Here is a 13,358-nt window from a genome sequence, read left to right on the forward strand (position 1 = left end):
TACCAGGGGGATTGAGAGACATGGGACAGAACCTGGACCGCACGTCGTACGACGTCGCCGCCTCCGTCGAGGTGCAGGGCGGCCTGGCCGGGATCATCGGCCAGCTGGAGCGGGTACTCGCCGACCGCGAGGCGGCCGTGAAGGCGGCGATGTCCGAATTCACCGCCGACGGCGTCTCGGACGAGTACCACGGCAAGGAACTGCGCTGGCACAAGGCGGCCAACGAGGTGCGCGACATCATCCGCCTGGTGCGCGGCACGCTGGAGCAGAACGACACCACCGCGCAGGCCACGCTCGCCAGGGCCAAGGCGGCGGTGGACAACATCGGCTGACGGCGCACGCCGTACGGGGCCGTACGGGATCGACGAGGGACACGAAGGACACGGGGGCAGTTCATGGGCTGGGACATCAAGCCGTCCGGTGTGCAGGGGGTCGTCAACAAGACGGTCACCGCGGCGGAGGGCTTCCAGACGGCGGGCAAGTCGCTGCAGACGGAGCTGCCGGAGGCGGCCAAGCACGCCGGCACGGTGACTCCGGGCGGCGGCACGGGCGGTGAGGGCGGTGGGATGGGTCCGATCGCCGGTGCGCTGGGCGGGCTCATGAACTCCCACGAGCACCGGCTCGCGTACATCTCGGCGCGTACGGAGGCCTCGATCAACGGCGCCATCAAGGCGACGACGGCTTACGTGCACGGCAACCTGGAGCAGGCGGCGAACGCGCAGCGCGAGGCGCTGAAGGAGCCGAAGGTCGATCTTCCGGGGGCGGAGAAGAAGTGACGGACCACGTACCGATCAATCCGTGCACGATCCCGCAGTTCACCGGCGACCTGGACGCGCTCCAGCAGGACCACACCGCGATCACGGCGGCGGCGGGCACCTTCCGGGACGCGGGTTCGAACGTCGACTCGGAGTTCCAGGGGCTGTCGGCGTTCTACTCGGCGCCGGAGGCGGAGCAGTTGTTCGCGACGACGAAGCCGGTCAAGACGGACAGTGATTTCTTCGCGGACCAGCTGGAGACGGCGGCGAAGGCGCTGGGTGAGTACATCACCGAGGCGCGGCCGATCGTGGCGCGGCTGAAGGAGCTGCAGGCGAAGGCGACCACCTTCAGCAGCAAGATCAGCGGGGATGAGCACTGGAAGGACGACGGGGACAAGATCGATGAGAACAACGATCTGATCCACGACGTGAACGCGGCGGTCTCGGCGTTCTGGGCGGCCGAGCGGACGTGCGCGAACAAGATCCGTGCCCTGTACGGGGCGGCGGCGCTGACGGCGGACGACGGTTCGCACGGCGAGAACATGTACGGGTACAAGGGCGAGGACCTCAACAAGGCGCAGGACCTGCCGTGGGGTTCGCAGCTGGAGGAGACCCACCGGGTCTGGGAGATCGGCTACTGGGCCAAGTCCTTCGTGTGGGACGGGCTGATCGTCGACGGGATCTGGGGCACGATCCGGGGTCTGGGCACGCTGGTGGGCGTGGACGGCTGGGACAAGGCCGGGCAGGCGTGGACGGGTCTGGCGAAGCTGGCGACCGGGCTGGCGATCATGTCGGTGCCGGGGATGAGCACGGCGTTCTGGATGGCCGACGACAAGGACCTGCCGGGCTGGATCCGTGATTCGCGTACGGCGGTGAAGGAGACCGGCAAGGCGCTGGTCGCGTGGGACGAGTGGGGCAAGAACCCGGCGCGGGCGGCGGGCGCGGTCACCTTCAACGTGCTGACCACGGTGTTCACGGGTGGTGCGGGGACGGCGGCCAAGGCGGGCACGGTCGCGAAGGTGATCAGTGTGGCGGGCAAGGCGGGCCGGCTCATCGACCCGATGACGTACATCGGCAAGGCCGGCTCGCTGGCGAAGATCAAGATCGGGGACCTGTTCAGCGGCCTCGGCAAGGTCGACGGGGCCTTCCCGAAGGTCGACGACGTGGTGTGGCGCGACCTCCCCAAGGCCGACTCCCCGGGCATCACCTTCCCGCACCCCGAGGACACCGTCCGTCTCCCGGACGACGCGCTGGGCCGCCCCCAGTACTTCGACAAGACCACGAACCAGCTCCTGGACCACAAGGGCCTCCCGAAACAGGACCTCACCTCGGTCCCCAAGGGCCCGGACCACCCCCTGGCGGAGATCCCGAAACACGAACCGATCCCGGCCGGCGTCGGCGCCCACACCCCGGGCGGCCTCGCGGAACACACCCCGGGCGGCGTGGCGGGCCACACGCCGGGCGGTGTCGCGGCCCACACCCCGGGCGGTGTCACGGAACACACCCCGCACAACAGCCACACCGACCCCACCGGCACCGGCCCAGGCACCCACCACGGCACGGACACCACCCCGACCACGGGCGGTCACGGTGACGGCCCGACGGCAGGCGGCCACGACGGCCCCACCACGGGCGGCCACGGCGACGGTGGGGGAACGGGCGGCGGCCACGACGGCCCGGGCATTCCGCACCAGGGTGAAGGCCCAGGCGGTGGCGCTCTCCCGGACGGCCCCCACGGGGGTGCCGACGAAGGGGTCTTCCCCGGCGGGTCCGAGCCCAGGCCGGACGGCGCGCGCTACATCGAGGAGCCCACCGCTGAGCACGTGAAGGCGGCTCAGTTCTACGACGAAATCCGAGCCAACCCGGAAAACCTGAATATTGGGGCCATTTCCGATAACACCGGTATCAGTTCGCAGGTTCTGGACCGTGTCCGCACCCACTTCTTCCTCACCGAGCACGTGGTGCCCGAGGGACCGGCCCTTTCCAGGCACGGCTACTTCACCCCGCGGAGCGACATCGCGGAAATCTGGGAAGCGGCGAGCAGGCGTGAGCTGACCCCTGAAGAGGCGACGAAGTTCGAGCGGTACATCGGGCACGAATACGTCGAGAGCCGGCTGATGGAAGCGGGACTGCCGTACACCGTCGACGCCCCGCACCTCTGGGAGTCCTTCCAGAACAGCGGCGGTCCGGTCGAGTACTATCGCGATTTCCCCGGGAACCCTCGTGACGCCGGTGCACACGACCTTGCGGTGAACGAGGCGAGGGGCGGATTCGGGCAGTGGGCCAGGGCAGGGTTCGACGTTCCGGACGTCCGCCTGGCGTCCGATCTGTCCAACATCGACGAAGTGGTCGCGGCTCTCAAGGATGAGCTGCGTGCGAAGGGAATTGAGCTCAAGTGACCGCTCCGACGGCATCGGCCGTGCTGAACCGCCTCCGCGCCGTTGAGTGGATGAGCGACTGGGACTTCGCGTTCGGGCACGTCAAGTCGCGTCGCGTCCTGTTCCGCGAGTACCTCCGACGGGCAGCAGTGTGGTCGCGGGCATACCCGGAAGCGGGAAGCGGGTGGCCCTTCTTCGACGTGACCGGCCATGTGGCTCCGGAATTCCGGCTTTCCCCGGAATCGGACGCCGAACTCGCCGAACTCCTCAAGCGCCTTCCCAACGGGGAGGTCCGGAACACCTGCGCCGGCGCCGTCCGTCTGGCGGAGCTCCGGGCGCAGAATCCAGACGCCGTCACGGGCCTTCCCGACCTTTACGAGCCGTTGGTCCTCTTCTACGAGAGGGGCGGCGAGTTCATCCGGGACAACTCCGGGGCCGTTGACCTGACGGGTGTGAGCTTCCGTCTCGGTGCCCTGGCGGACTTCCTCGGCAACCCGCCCGTCACCCTTCTCGGCGATGCCGTCCTCGATGCGCTCGACGCCGATGGGCGAATCGCGTACTACACCGCGGAGGATGGCCAGGGTCCCATCCTCAGGCGACGGGTGCTGCGGGGAGGACAGACGGACGAACTGTTCAGCCGGGAGCTGCGGTGGGAGCCGACGGACCTGATTCCCGCGACCGAGACGCAGCTGAAGGAGGCGGGCCTGGCCGAGCTCGACGAGATCAAGGCGGCCAGGCTCATCGGGGAGATCGTGGCCGCCGTCTCCGGCTGAGGGCCGGCCTGGTGATGACCGACGAACACCCTGTGCGGAAGGCCACGTGGGTGAACACCTGGGGGTGCCGCAATGCTGAGGGACGCGCGGTTTGAGGGGTTCGTGCGGAGTTATCTCGGTGAGGTGGAGGGGTTCGACACCGGGTGGGATCTGCGGGGGGTGCTGTACGGGTGTGGGGCGGAGTATGTCGAGGCCGTGCGGGGCGGGTTCTTGGCGGCTGTGGCCGAGGCGGACGCGTGGGGTGCGCGGTATGAGTGGCTGACGAACATCGAGCCGGCCGGCGCGCACGCGTTGCGGGAGTACCTGCGTGCCGTCCACGCCTACCTCTTCGAGGGAAGTGGGGGCTGGCCCCCGCCGCCGGTTTCGGTGGGGTGAGGGGGGAGGGCTAGCGTTCGGGGTGGAGGAAGGGGGTCGGGTGGCGGCCGAGGATTATGACAGTCAGTTGCTGGAGTCCGTCGCGGTGCGGCGGCGGCGGTTGCGGGACGCCGTGTTGTTCGGGGCGCAGCGCGGGCGGCGGGTGGCCGACGAGCGGATCGGGAAGGCCGTCGCGGGGCTGGTCATCGCGGCCGTGCTGTGCGCGGGCTGCGTCGGCTGGTCGTTCGTCTCGCACCGGCTGATCGGCAAGGTCGGTGCCCCGGGGCAGGTCAGTACTCGGTGATAGGTTCGGGCGCGTGGTGAGCATGGGGGCGGGAAGCGGTACGGCACTGAGCCGGGTCACCCTGGTCGGTGAGCGGCGGCGGATGGACCTCGTACTGCCCTCGCGGGAACCCGTCGGGCGGCTGCTGCCCGACGTCATACGGATGCTGGACGACCGGGTCGCCGCGCAGCCGATGCTGCGCCACCTCGTCACCGGCGACGGGTCGGTCATCGCGCACGACACCTGCCTGGCGGACGCCGGCGTCGCCGACGGCGCGGTGCTGCGGCTCGTGCGGATGCAGGACGTGCCGTCCGCGCCCGTCGTGCACGACGTGACGGACGAGGCCGCCGAGGACCTCGGCGTACGGGCCTGGCGCTGGCGGCCGGCCGCGCGGCGGGTCACCGCCGGGGCCGGGCTCGTCGGCTGGGCGCTGCTCGCCGGCTGGTTCGCGCGGCGGGAGTTCGCGCCGGGCGCCGTGGCGGGGGCGCTGCTCGCGGCGGCCGCCGTGTGCGGGGTCGTCGGGGCGCTGGCCGGGCGGCTGAAGCGGTCCGGGCTGGCGGCGGCGCTGCTGGCGAGCGCCGGGGCCGTCGGGGTGCTCGGGGCGTGGACCCTCGGCGACGCGCAGCACTGGGGTCCGATGGGGCGGCTCGCCGCCGTGGCGGGCGCGCTCGCGGTGGCGCTGGCGCTGCTGGGGTGGTTCACGCCGCTCGGGCGGGGCGGGTTCGTCGGGGCCGTCGCGCTGGTGGCGCTGACCGGGGGCTGGGAGGCCGTCGCCGTCGCGCAGGGCGGCTCGGGGGCCCGTACCGGGGCCGTACTCGCCGTCGTGTCGGTGGTGCTGCTCGGGGTGCTGCCGCGGCTCGCGCTGGCGGCGGCCGGGCTGACCGGGCTGGACGACCGGCGGGCGCGGGGGGCTTCGGTCAGCCGGTACAAGGTCGCGACCGCCCTGGGCGCCACCCACCGGGGCATGGCGCTGGCCACCCTCGCCTCCGCCGTCTCGGCGGGCGCGGCCGGGGTGCTCGCGCTGCGGGAGCCGGATGTGTGGACGGTGTCGCTGGCCGTGGCCGTCGCCGCCGTGCTGTGGCTGCGCGCGCGGGCGTTCCCGCTCGTCGCGGAGGTGGTCGCGCTGCTGCTGGCCGGGGCCGCCGTCACCGTCGCCGCGCTGCTGGTGTGGGCGGACCGGGCGGGTGCGGCCGGGCCGCTGGCGACGCTGCTGGCGCTGGCGCTGGCGGCGCTCGGGGTGCTGGCCGTACAGCCGCCCGAGCACGTACGGGTGCGGCTGCGGCGACTCGGGGACACCGCCGAGTCGTTCGGCGTCATCGTGCTGTTCCCGCTGCTCATCGGGGTGTTCGGCGTGTACGGGCGGCTGCTCGGCACCTTCGCGTAAGGGTTGCGACACAGACATGTCAGACATGAGCCAGAGCCAGGGCCGGCGTGACGACTGGCAGGCCGGGGTCCTCGGCGAACTGACGGCCGCAGCCTCCTCCGCCACACCCCGTGCGGCGGACCCGGCCCCGGACCCGGCCGAGCCGCCGATAGCGGCCGGGCCGCACGACCCGTCCCGGGATTACGCGTCCCTTCCGTCCCCGGACCGCTACGGACGGGCTCCCGCCCCCGTCCCGGCGCCCGGCCCGGGCTCCGCCGGCGCCGGGTCACCGCAGCCCCAGCCCCAGCCGCAGCACCAGCCCCAGCCCCAGCCCCAGCACCCCCGCCCCTACCCGCCCGCCCCCCACGGGCACCGCCTCGCGCCCGAGACCGTGTCCGTGCGCGGTGCCGAGGCGGCCGGGCGGCCCCGGCACGGGGATCCCGCCGGGCGGCGGGTGGTGCGCGCGCTGCGCGGGGCGTTCGGGGCGTCGGCCGCGCGGGCCGTCGCCACCGGGAGCGGGCTCGCCGCGCAGGTGCAGCAGCCGGTCACCACCGGCCGGCACATCGTCGTCACCAGCATCCGCGGCGGCTCCGGCAAGACCACCGTCACCGCCCTGCTCAGCCGCACCTACAACCACTTCCGCCACGACCCGGTGCTGACCCTGGAGGCCGACGCCGCCCTCGGCACCCTCCCCGTCCGGCTCGGCGTCGAGTCCCTGCGCTGGACCTGCGGCGACCTCGCCCAGATCGTCCGCCCCTCCATGCAGCTCACCGACGTCACCGGCTACCTCGTCCCGCTCGCCGACGGCGGCTGGCTGCTGCCCGGCAGCCAGGGCCGCATCGGGGCCCAGGTCGACGTGGCCACGTACCGCACGGTGACGGTCGCGCTGCGCCGCTACTTCGGCGTCACCGTCGTCGACTGCGAGACGCTGCCCGGCGAGGTGGCCCGTACCGCGCTCGACACCGCGCACGCCCGCGTCCTGACCACCCCCGCCACCGCCGAGGGCCTCGTCTCCACCCACGCCGTCCTCGACTGGCTGGCCACCCTGCCCGTGCCCGTCCTGCCCCGCACCACCGTCGTGCTGACCTGCCAGTCCCCGCACCCCGCCCTCGACCTCGGCAAGGCCGCCGAGCGGCTGGCCGCGACCGGCGCCGGGGTCGTCGTCCTCCCGTACGACCGCCACCTCGCCTCCGGCGGCGCCGTCCGCACCGAACTCCTCGGCGCCGGGACCCGGGAGGCCGCCGTACGCCTCGCCGCCGACGTGCTCCAGCGCTCCCTCGCGCTCCCGGCGGCCGGAGCGCCCCGGTGACCCAGCAGCTCGTCCACCGGCCCGCCCGCACCGCCCTGCCCCCGGCCGCCGCCGAACCCCGCACGGTCGAGGCCCCGCCCAACCTGCCCGAGGGCAAGATCGGCAGCCCGGCGACCGCGCTGCTGCCGATGGCGGGCGTGATGGGCTCGGTCGTGATGATGACCGTCATCCGCAACAGCCAGTTCGCCGCCGTCGGCGCGATCGTGCTGGTCTTCGCGCTGATCGGGGCCGTCGCCCTCTTCTGGTCCCAGCGCGGCAAGGCCCAGCGCACCCGGCGCGCCCAGCGCGAGCGCTACCTGGAGTACCTGGAGGAGCAGCGCGAGGAACTCGGCGCCCGCGAGAAGGAACTCCGCGCGGAGGCCCGCCGGCTCAACCCGCCCCCGGAGGCCCTCTACGACCTCGTGCGCGACCCGGCGCGGCTGTGGGAACGCCGCCGCGCCGACCCCGACTTCCTGTGCCCCCGCCTCGGCACCGGCGACGTCGCCGTCCAGCCGCTGGCCCTCGGCTCGGGCGGCGGCGGCGTCCTCACCCCGCCCGACCGGTTCATGCTCAACGAGGCCGGCGCGCTCATGTCCCGCTTCGCCCGCGCCGGCGACTTCCCGCTGACCGTCCCCCTCGACCGGGCCGGGAACATCAGCGTCGTCGGCGACCGCGAAGGCGTCCTGCGCGTGGCCCGCGCCCTGCTCGTGCACACCGCCGTGCTGCACGCCCCCGACGACGTCGCCCTCGCCCTCGGCGTCCCCGGCGACCGGCTCGCCGCGGACTGGGAGTGGGCCAAGTGGCTCCCGCACGTCCTCGACCCCCAGGAACAGGACGGCCCCGTCGCCGCCCGGCGGATCGCCCCCAGCCTGCCCCAGCTCGCCGACGTCCTCGCCCCCGAGCTGCGCCGCCGCGCCTCGTACGCCGCCGAGGTCCGCCGCGGCCTGTCCGACCGGCGCGCGCTCGCCCTCGCCGGGCGGCTCCTCGTCGTCAGCGACGAGTACGGGGAGAACGCCGTCGAACTGCCCCGCCCCGACACCGCCGTGGGCCTGGCCGACATGAACACCACCGTGCTCCACCTGCTCGCCGAGCAGGTCCACGAGCCCGACGAGGTGACGATACGGATCACCGTGGACGGCCCCCACGTCACCGTCCGGGACCTGCGCACCCCGCAGGCCCCCGCCGCCGAGGGCCTGTGCGACGACCTCGGCCCCGCCACCGCCGAGGGCCTGGCCCGGATGCTCGCCCCGTTGCGGCTGTCCGCCGAGTCCGTCGCCGAGGGCACCCCCGTCTCCGGGCCCGTCGACTTCATGGGCCTGCTCGGCATCACCGACCCCGCCGCCCTCGACGTGTCCCGGCTGTGGGCGCCGCGCGGGGAGCGGGACTTCCTGCGCGTCCCCATCGGCATCGACGACCGCCACGGGCCCGTCCTGCTGGACCTCAAGGAGTCCTCGCAGCTCGGCATGGGCCCGCACGGGCTGTGCGTCGGCGCGACCGGCTCCGGCAAGAGCGAGCTGCTGCGTACGCTCGTCCTCGCGCTGGTCGCCACGCACGCGCCCGAAGACCTCGCGATGGTCCTGGTCGACTACAAGGGCGGCGCCACCTTCGCCCCCTTCGAGAAGCTCCCGCACGTCGCCGGGGTCATCACCAACCTGGAGAACCAGGCCGGGCTCGTCGAACGCGTGCACACCAGCCTCGCGGGCGAGGTCAAGCGCCGCCAGCAGGTCCTCAAGGACGCCGGGCACGTCGCCGACATCGGCCACTACGCCGTCCTGCGCGCCGAGAAGCCCGAACTGGAGCCGCTGCCGCACCTGTTCGTCGTCATCGACGAGTTCGGCGAACTCCTCACCGCCAAGCCCGACTTCATCGACCTGTTCCTGTCCATCGGCCGCATCGGCCGCTCCATCGGCGTGCACCTGCTGCTCTCCAGCCAGCGCATCGAGGGCGGCAAGCTCAAGGGCCTGGACACCTACCTCTCCTACCGGCTCGGCCTGCGCACCTTCTCCGCCGACGAGTCCCGCACCGTCCTCGACACCACCGACGCCTTCCAGCTGCCGCCGCTGCCGGGTTTCGGCTACCTCAAGGTGGACACCTCCACCTACACCCGCTTCAAGGCCGGTTACGTCTCCGGGCGCTACCGGGGTCCCGTCGCGGACCGCGACCCCGCCGAGCGGGGGCCGCTGGCGCTGGAGTACCCGGCCTTCAACACCCTGCGGGACAACAGTGGTTCCGCCGGTTCCGCCTCCGTCGGGGCCGCCGAGGAGAAGCCCGCCGCCACCGCCCGGGAGACCGGCCCCAGCGTCCTCGGCGTCATCGTCGGCCAGCTCGCCGGCGCCGCCCCGCCCGTACGCCGCATCTGGCTCCCGCCGCTGCCCGACGCGATCCCCCTCGACGCCGCCGCCGGGCCGCTGTCCGTCACCGGACACGGACTCCGGCTCGGCGCGGACCGGCGCCCGCCGATGCGCGTACCGCTCGGCGTCCTCGACGACCCCGCCCGGCAGTGGCGCGGCCCCTGGGAGCTGGACCTGAAGGTGGCCGGCGGGCACACCGCCGTCACCGGCGGCCCCCAGTCCGGCAAGACCACCCTGCTGCGCACCCTCGCCCTGTCCCTCGCGCTCACCCACACCCCGCAGGAAGTCGCCCTGTACGGCCTCGACCTGGCCGGCGGCGGCCTCGCCGCGCTCGCCGGGCTCCCGCACGTCGGCGGGATCGCCGGCCGCGCGGACCGCGAACGGGCCGCCCGTACGGTCGCCGAGGTACGGGGCATGCTGGCCGCCCGGGAGGAACTCTTCCGCGAGCACTCCGTCGACTCCGTCGAGCAGCTGCGCCGGCTGCGCGCCGACGGGCGGCTGCCCGAGCTGGCGTCCACCGACATCGTGCTCCTCGTCGACGGGTACGGGGCCCTGCGCGAGGAGTTCTCCGACCTCGACGACGCCGTCACCGACCTGCTCAAGCGCGGCGGCGGCTACGGCATCCACGTCGTCGCGGGCATGCTGCGCTGGAACGACGTGCGCATCGCCAACCAGTCGCTCTTCGGCAGCCGCGTCGAACTGCGCCTCGGCGACCCCTCCGACTCCGCCATCGACCGCAAGCTGTCCGAGACGATCTCCCCCGACACCCCGGGCCGGGTCCTCACCGACGGCAAGCTGTTCGCGCAGGCCGCCCTGCCCCGGATCGACTCCGGCCTCGGCACCACCGACCTCGCCGCCGCCCTGGAGGACGCCGCCGGGACGGTCCGCGCGACCTGGCACGGCGACCTCGCCTCCCCCGTACGGGTCCTGCCCGCGCGGCTGCCCGCCGACCGGCTGCCCTCCGCCGCCGAGGAGCCCCGCCGGCTGCCCGTCGGCGTGGACCAGGACGTGCTCGCGCCCGTCCTGCTGGATCTCTTCGAGCAGGACCAGCACCTGCTGGTCCTCGGCGACAACGAGTGCGGCAAGACCAACCTGCTCTCCCTGATCGCCCGCCAGCTCATCGCCCGCTACGGCGAGGACGAGCTGGTCTTCGCCGTGTACGACCCCCGGCGCGGGCTGCGCGGCGTCGTCCCCGAGCCCTACCGGGGCGGGTACGCGCACAACGCGAAGCTCGCCGCGGCCCTGTCGGCGGGCATCGCCAAGGAACTCGACAAGCGGCTCCCCGAGGACGGGATCGACCCCGACGCCGAACCGGGGGAGGGCCCCGGCTTCACGGGCCCGCGCATCGTGGTCCTCGTCGACGACTACGACATCCTCACCACCGCCGGGCAGCAGCCCCTCCAGGCGTTCGTGCCCTACCTGCCGTCCGCCCAGGACATCGGCCTGCACTTCGTCATCGCCCGGCGCGTCGCCGGCGCCTCGCGGGCCCTGTACGAACCGCTGCTGACCACGCTGCGCGAATCCGGCACCACCGCCCTCGTCATGAACGGCGACCGCTCGGAGGGCCAGCTCTTCCCGCAGCTCTACGCGAGCGCCCAGCCGCCGGGCCGCGGCACCCTGGTCCGGCGCGGGCGCCCGCACCAGATCGTGCAGACCGCGCTGGCCGCGCCCCCTACCGCCCCGGAGGCACCGAAACCGTGACCAAGGACGTCATCGCCCTCACCCCGAAGATGCCGGACACGGCCGCGCTGGTCGTGGCCCTCGCGGCGGGCGGCACCGGGCTGGACGCCGCGTCCGCCGCCGACGGGGCCGTCATCCAGCTGCTGGGCGCGGGGGGCCGGCCGCTGGTCTCGGTGGAGGCGCCGGTCCTGGTCCAGGTCCCCGGCGAGGCGGAACGGCTCCTCGGCACCCCGGCCCGGGTTCCCTTCTGGTGGACGGAGACCCGTGCCTCCACCGCCGTCCCCGAGGCGGCCGACCTGGCCGGAGGCGTGGCCGGGCGGCTCGCGGAGGTGCTGGGCGGGACGGTCTGGCCCCCCGGCGCCGGGCGCGTCACCGAGGTCCCCGTCACCTCCGAGGCCTCGGCGGCGCCCGCGCCCGTCGGCGCGCTGCCGACCGTCGACGTGGTCACCGAGTCCACCGCCGTGGTCCTCGCCGACCGGCCCGTGATCCCGCTGACGGCCTGGCTGTCGGACGTCCTGCGCACCACCGCCGGCTTCGGCGCGGCCCTGCACCTCGTCACCCCGGCCCACTGCCGGCTCAGCCTGCCGCTGCGGACCGCGCTGACCGGCGTGCCCAACCGGTGGGTCGTCCAGGACCCCGACTGCGGTTATTACGACGGCCTCTCCGGGGCGGTGTTGAGCTGGCAGGACGGCACGTTCGCCCCGGTCCGCGACGCCGCCGGGAAGACCCGGGCGGCGCAGGCCTTCACCCGCGCCGACACCGCCGACCCCGCCGACCCCGCCGTCGCCTCCGACACCCGGGACCGCCGGCTGACCGTGTCCTTCCGTACGGAGCACCCCGCCGAGGAGGACACGCTGCTCGGCCGCTCCGTCGAGGCCGCCTGGCAGGCCCTGACCGGGTCCGCGCCCGCCGGCTGGGGCACCGCCGAGCCGGTGAACCTCCCCTGGTCGCCGCGCCAGCTCACCGGGCTCGCGCGGGGGCGGGCGCCGGAGCCGACCCTGCTCACGGTGGTGGGGCCGGGCGCGCTGGCCGTCGTACGGATCAGCCGGACGGCCGCCGGGGTCGAGGAGGACGTCACCCTCACCCTCGGTCACGGCCCCGGCGACCCGCTGCCGCTGGCCGCCCTGCCGGATCTGGCCGGGCAGTTGACCGCCGAGCACGGCCTGGTCAGCATGCTGGCCTCCGTCGGCCCGGGCCGCCGCGACCTCGGCGTGGTCCCGCGCTTCGGCGCCGCGCCGCTGCCGGTGTCGTTCACCCTGGGCGGCAAGGGCGTAGCCGAGGTCACCCTGACCCACGCCCGCCGCCCCCCGCTGGCCCTGCGCCCCGCCACGGTCGGCCCCGCCCACCGCCCCGGCCTGCACTACCCCCTGGGCGACGGCACCGACCCGACGGCCTGGGACACCCTCACCACCCTGCTGACCCACCTGCGCAGAACGCCCTGACGGGCGGGGCGGGCGGAACTACATCCCGCCCGCCCGCACGAGCCCGGTCTCATAGGCCAGCACCACGACCTGCACCCGGTCGCGCAGCCCCAGCTTGGTCAGGATGCGGCCCACGTGCGTCTTCACGGTGGCCTCCGACAGCACCAGCCGCGCCGCGATCTCGCCGTTCGACAGCCCCTGCGCCACCAGCAGCATGACCTCCCGCTCCCGGTCCGTCAGCCGCTCGACCTGCTTGTTCCGCGGCTCCTCCGTCGTGGAGGGCAGCATCGGCGCGAACCGGTCCAGCAGCCGCCGCGTCGTGGACGGCGCCACCACCGCGTCCCCGCTGTGCACGGACCGGATCGCCGCCAGCAGCTCCGCGGGCGGCACGTCCTTCAGCATGAACCCGCTCGCCCCTGCCTTGAGCCCGGAGAACGCGTACTCGTCCAGGTCGAAGGTGGTCAGGATGATCACCTTCGGATGCTCCTCCGGCTCACAGATCCGCCGCGTCGCCTCCACCCCGTCGAGCCGCGGCATCCGCACGTCCATCAGCACCACGTCCACCTTGGTGGCCCGCAACACCTCCAACGCCTCCAGCCCGTCCCCCGCCTCGGCGACGACCTCCATGTCCGGCTGAGCCGCCAGCACCATCCGGAAACCGGTGCGCAGCAACACCTGATCGTCGACGAGCATCACGCGAATGGACATCAGT

The 13,358-nt window shown here is 73.9% G+C and carries 11 protein-coding genes; 10 read left to right on the top strand and 1 reads right to left on the bottom strand.

The window, feature by feature from the left end; all coding sequences use genetic code 11:
- Positions 1-20: 20 nt before the first annotated feature.
- The 10 genes from ACZ6ZT_RS15085 (at position 21) to ACZ6ZT_RS15130 (ending at position 12,667) form a co-directional block, all read left to right on the top strand.
- Positions 21-332 carry a pore-forming ESAT-6 family protein gene (locus ACZ6ZT_RS15085; protein ID WP_469719590.1) on the top strand — a complete coding sequence of 104 codons (312 nt, stop codon included), beginning with the start codon at positions 21-23 and terminating at the stop codon, positions 330-332.
- A gap of 63 nt (positions 333-395) precedes the next feature.
- Entirely contained in the window at positions 396-776 is a 381-nt protein-coding gene (locus tag ACZ6ZT_RS15090) for a DUF6507 family protein (protein WP_469719591.1), read from the top strand.
- Positions 773-3,154, top strand: a complete 2,382-nt coding sequence (locus ACZ6ZT_RS15095) for a hypothetical protein (protein ID WP_469719592.1) — start codon at positions 773-775, stop codon at positions 3,152-3,154. The genes ACZ6ZT_RS15090 and ACZ6ZT_RS15095 overlap by 4 nt, the downstream gene beginning before the upstream one ends.
- A complete protein-coding gene (locus tag ACZ6ZT_RS15100) occupies positions 3,151-3,906 on the top strand; it encodes a hypothetical protein (protein WP_469719593.1) in 756 nt (251 codons plus the stop codon). The genes ACZ6ZT_RS15095 and ACZ6ZT_RS15100 overlap by 4 nt, the downstream gene beginning before the upstream one ends.
- A 72-nt stretch (positions 3,907-3,978) precedes the next feature.
- Complete coding sequence (locus tag ACZ6ZT_RS15105; protein ID WP_469719594.1) at positions 3,979-4,281, top strand: hypothetical protein; 303 nt, start codon at positions 3,979-3,981, stop codon at positions 4,279-4,281.
- Positions 4,282-4,321: 40 nt separating this feature from the next.
- Positions 4,322-4,564: a hypothetical protein gene (locus ACZ6ZT_RS15110; protein ID WP_469719595.1), complete on the top strand. Its 243-nt coding sequence runs from the start codon at positions 4,322-4,324 to the stop codon at positions 4,562-4,564.
- Positions 4,565-4,586: 22 nt separating this feature from the next.
- Positions 4,587-5,927 carry a type VII secretion integral membrane protein EccD gene (eccD, locus tag ACZ6ZT_RS15115; RefSeq protein ID WP_469719648.1) on the top strand — a complete coding sequence of 447 codons (1,341 nt, stop codon included), beginning with the start codon at positions 4,587-4,589 and terminating at the stop codon, positions 5,925-5,927.
- Between the two features lie 16 nt (positions 5,928-5,943).
- Positions 5,944-7,215 carry a hypothetical protein gene (locus tag ACZ6ZT_RS15120; protein ID WP_469719596.1) on the top strand — a complete coding sequence of 424 codons (1,272 nt, stop codon included), beginning with the start codon at positions 5,944-5,946 and terminating at the stop codon, positions 7,213-7,215.
- A complete protein-coding gene (gene eccCa, locus ACZ6ZT_RS15125) occupies positions 7,212-11,246 on the top strand; it encodes a type VII secretion protein EccCa (RefSeq protein WP_469719597.1) in 4,035 nt (1,344 codons plus the stop codon). The genes ACZ6ZT_RS15120 and eccCa overlap by 4 nt, the downstream gene beginning before the upstream one ends.
- On the top strand, positions 11,243-12,667 hold the full coding sequence (locus ACZ6ZT_RS15130; RefSeq protein ID WP_469719598.1) for a DUF6177 family protein: 1,425 nt from the start codon (positions 11,243-11,245) through the stop codon (positions 12,665-12,667). The genes eccCa and ACZ6ZT_RS15130 overlap by 4 nt, the downstream gene beginning before the upstream one ends.
- Positions 12,668-12,685: 18 nt before the next feature.
- Here the strand turns inward: ACZ6ZT_RS15130 and ACZ6ZT_RS15135 are convergent, their stop codons facing one another.
- A complete protein-coding gene (locus ACZ6ZT_RS15135; protein WP_469719599.1) occupies positions 12,686-13,354 on the bottom strand; it encodes a response regulator transcription factor in 669 nt (222 codons plus the stop codon).
- Positions 13,355-13,358 lie beyond the last annotated feature (4 nt).

The organism is Streptomyces sp. NPDC102258 (assembly GCF_055584685.1).

What these genes read in the sequence shown, in the direction of transcription:
- ACZ6ZT_RS15085 (WP_469719590.1), top strand. Translation starts at nt 21, where the DNA reads ATGGGACAGAACCTGGACCGCACGTCGTACGACGTCGCCGCCTCCGTC.
- ACZ6ZT_RS15090 (WP_469719591.1), top strand. Translation starts at nt 396, where the DNA reads ATGGGCTGGGACATCAAGCCGTCCGGTGTGCAGGGGGTCGTCAACAAG.
- ACZ6ZT_RS15105 (WP_469719594.1), top strand. Translation starts at nt 3,979, where the DNA reads ATGCTGAGGGACGCGCGGTTTGAGGGGTTCGTGCGGAGTTATCTCGGT.
- eccD (WP_469719648.1), top strand. Translation starts at nt 4,587, where the DNA reads ATGGGGGCGGGAAGCGGTACGGCACTGAGCCGGGTCACCCTGGTCGGT.
- ACZ6ZT_RS15120 (WP_469719596.1), top strand. Translation starts at nt 5,944, where the DNA reads ATGTCAGACATGAGCCAGAGCCAGGGCCGGCGTGACGACTGGCAGGCC.
- ACZ6ZT_RS15135 (WP_469719599.1), bottom strand. Translation starts at nt 13,354, where the DNA reads ATGTCCATTCGCGTGATGCTCGTCGACGATCAGGTGTTGCTGCGCACC.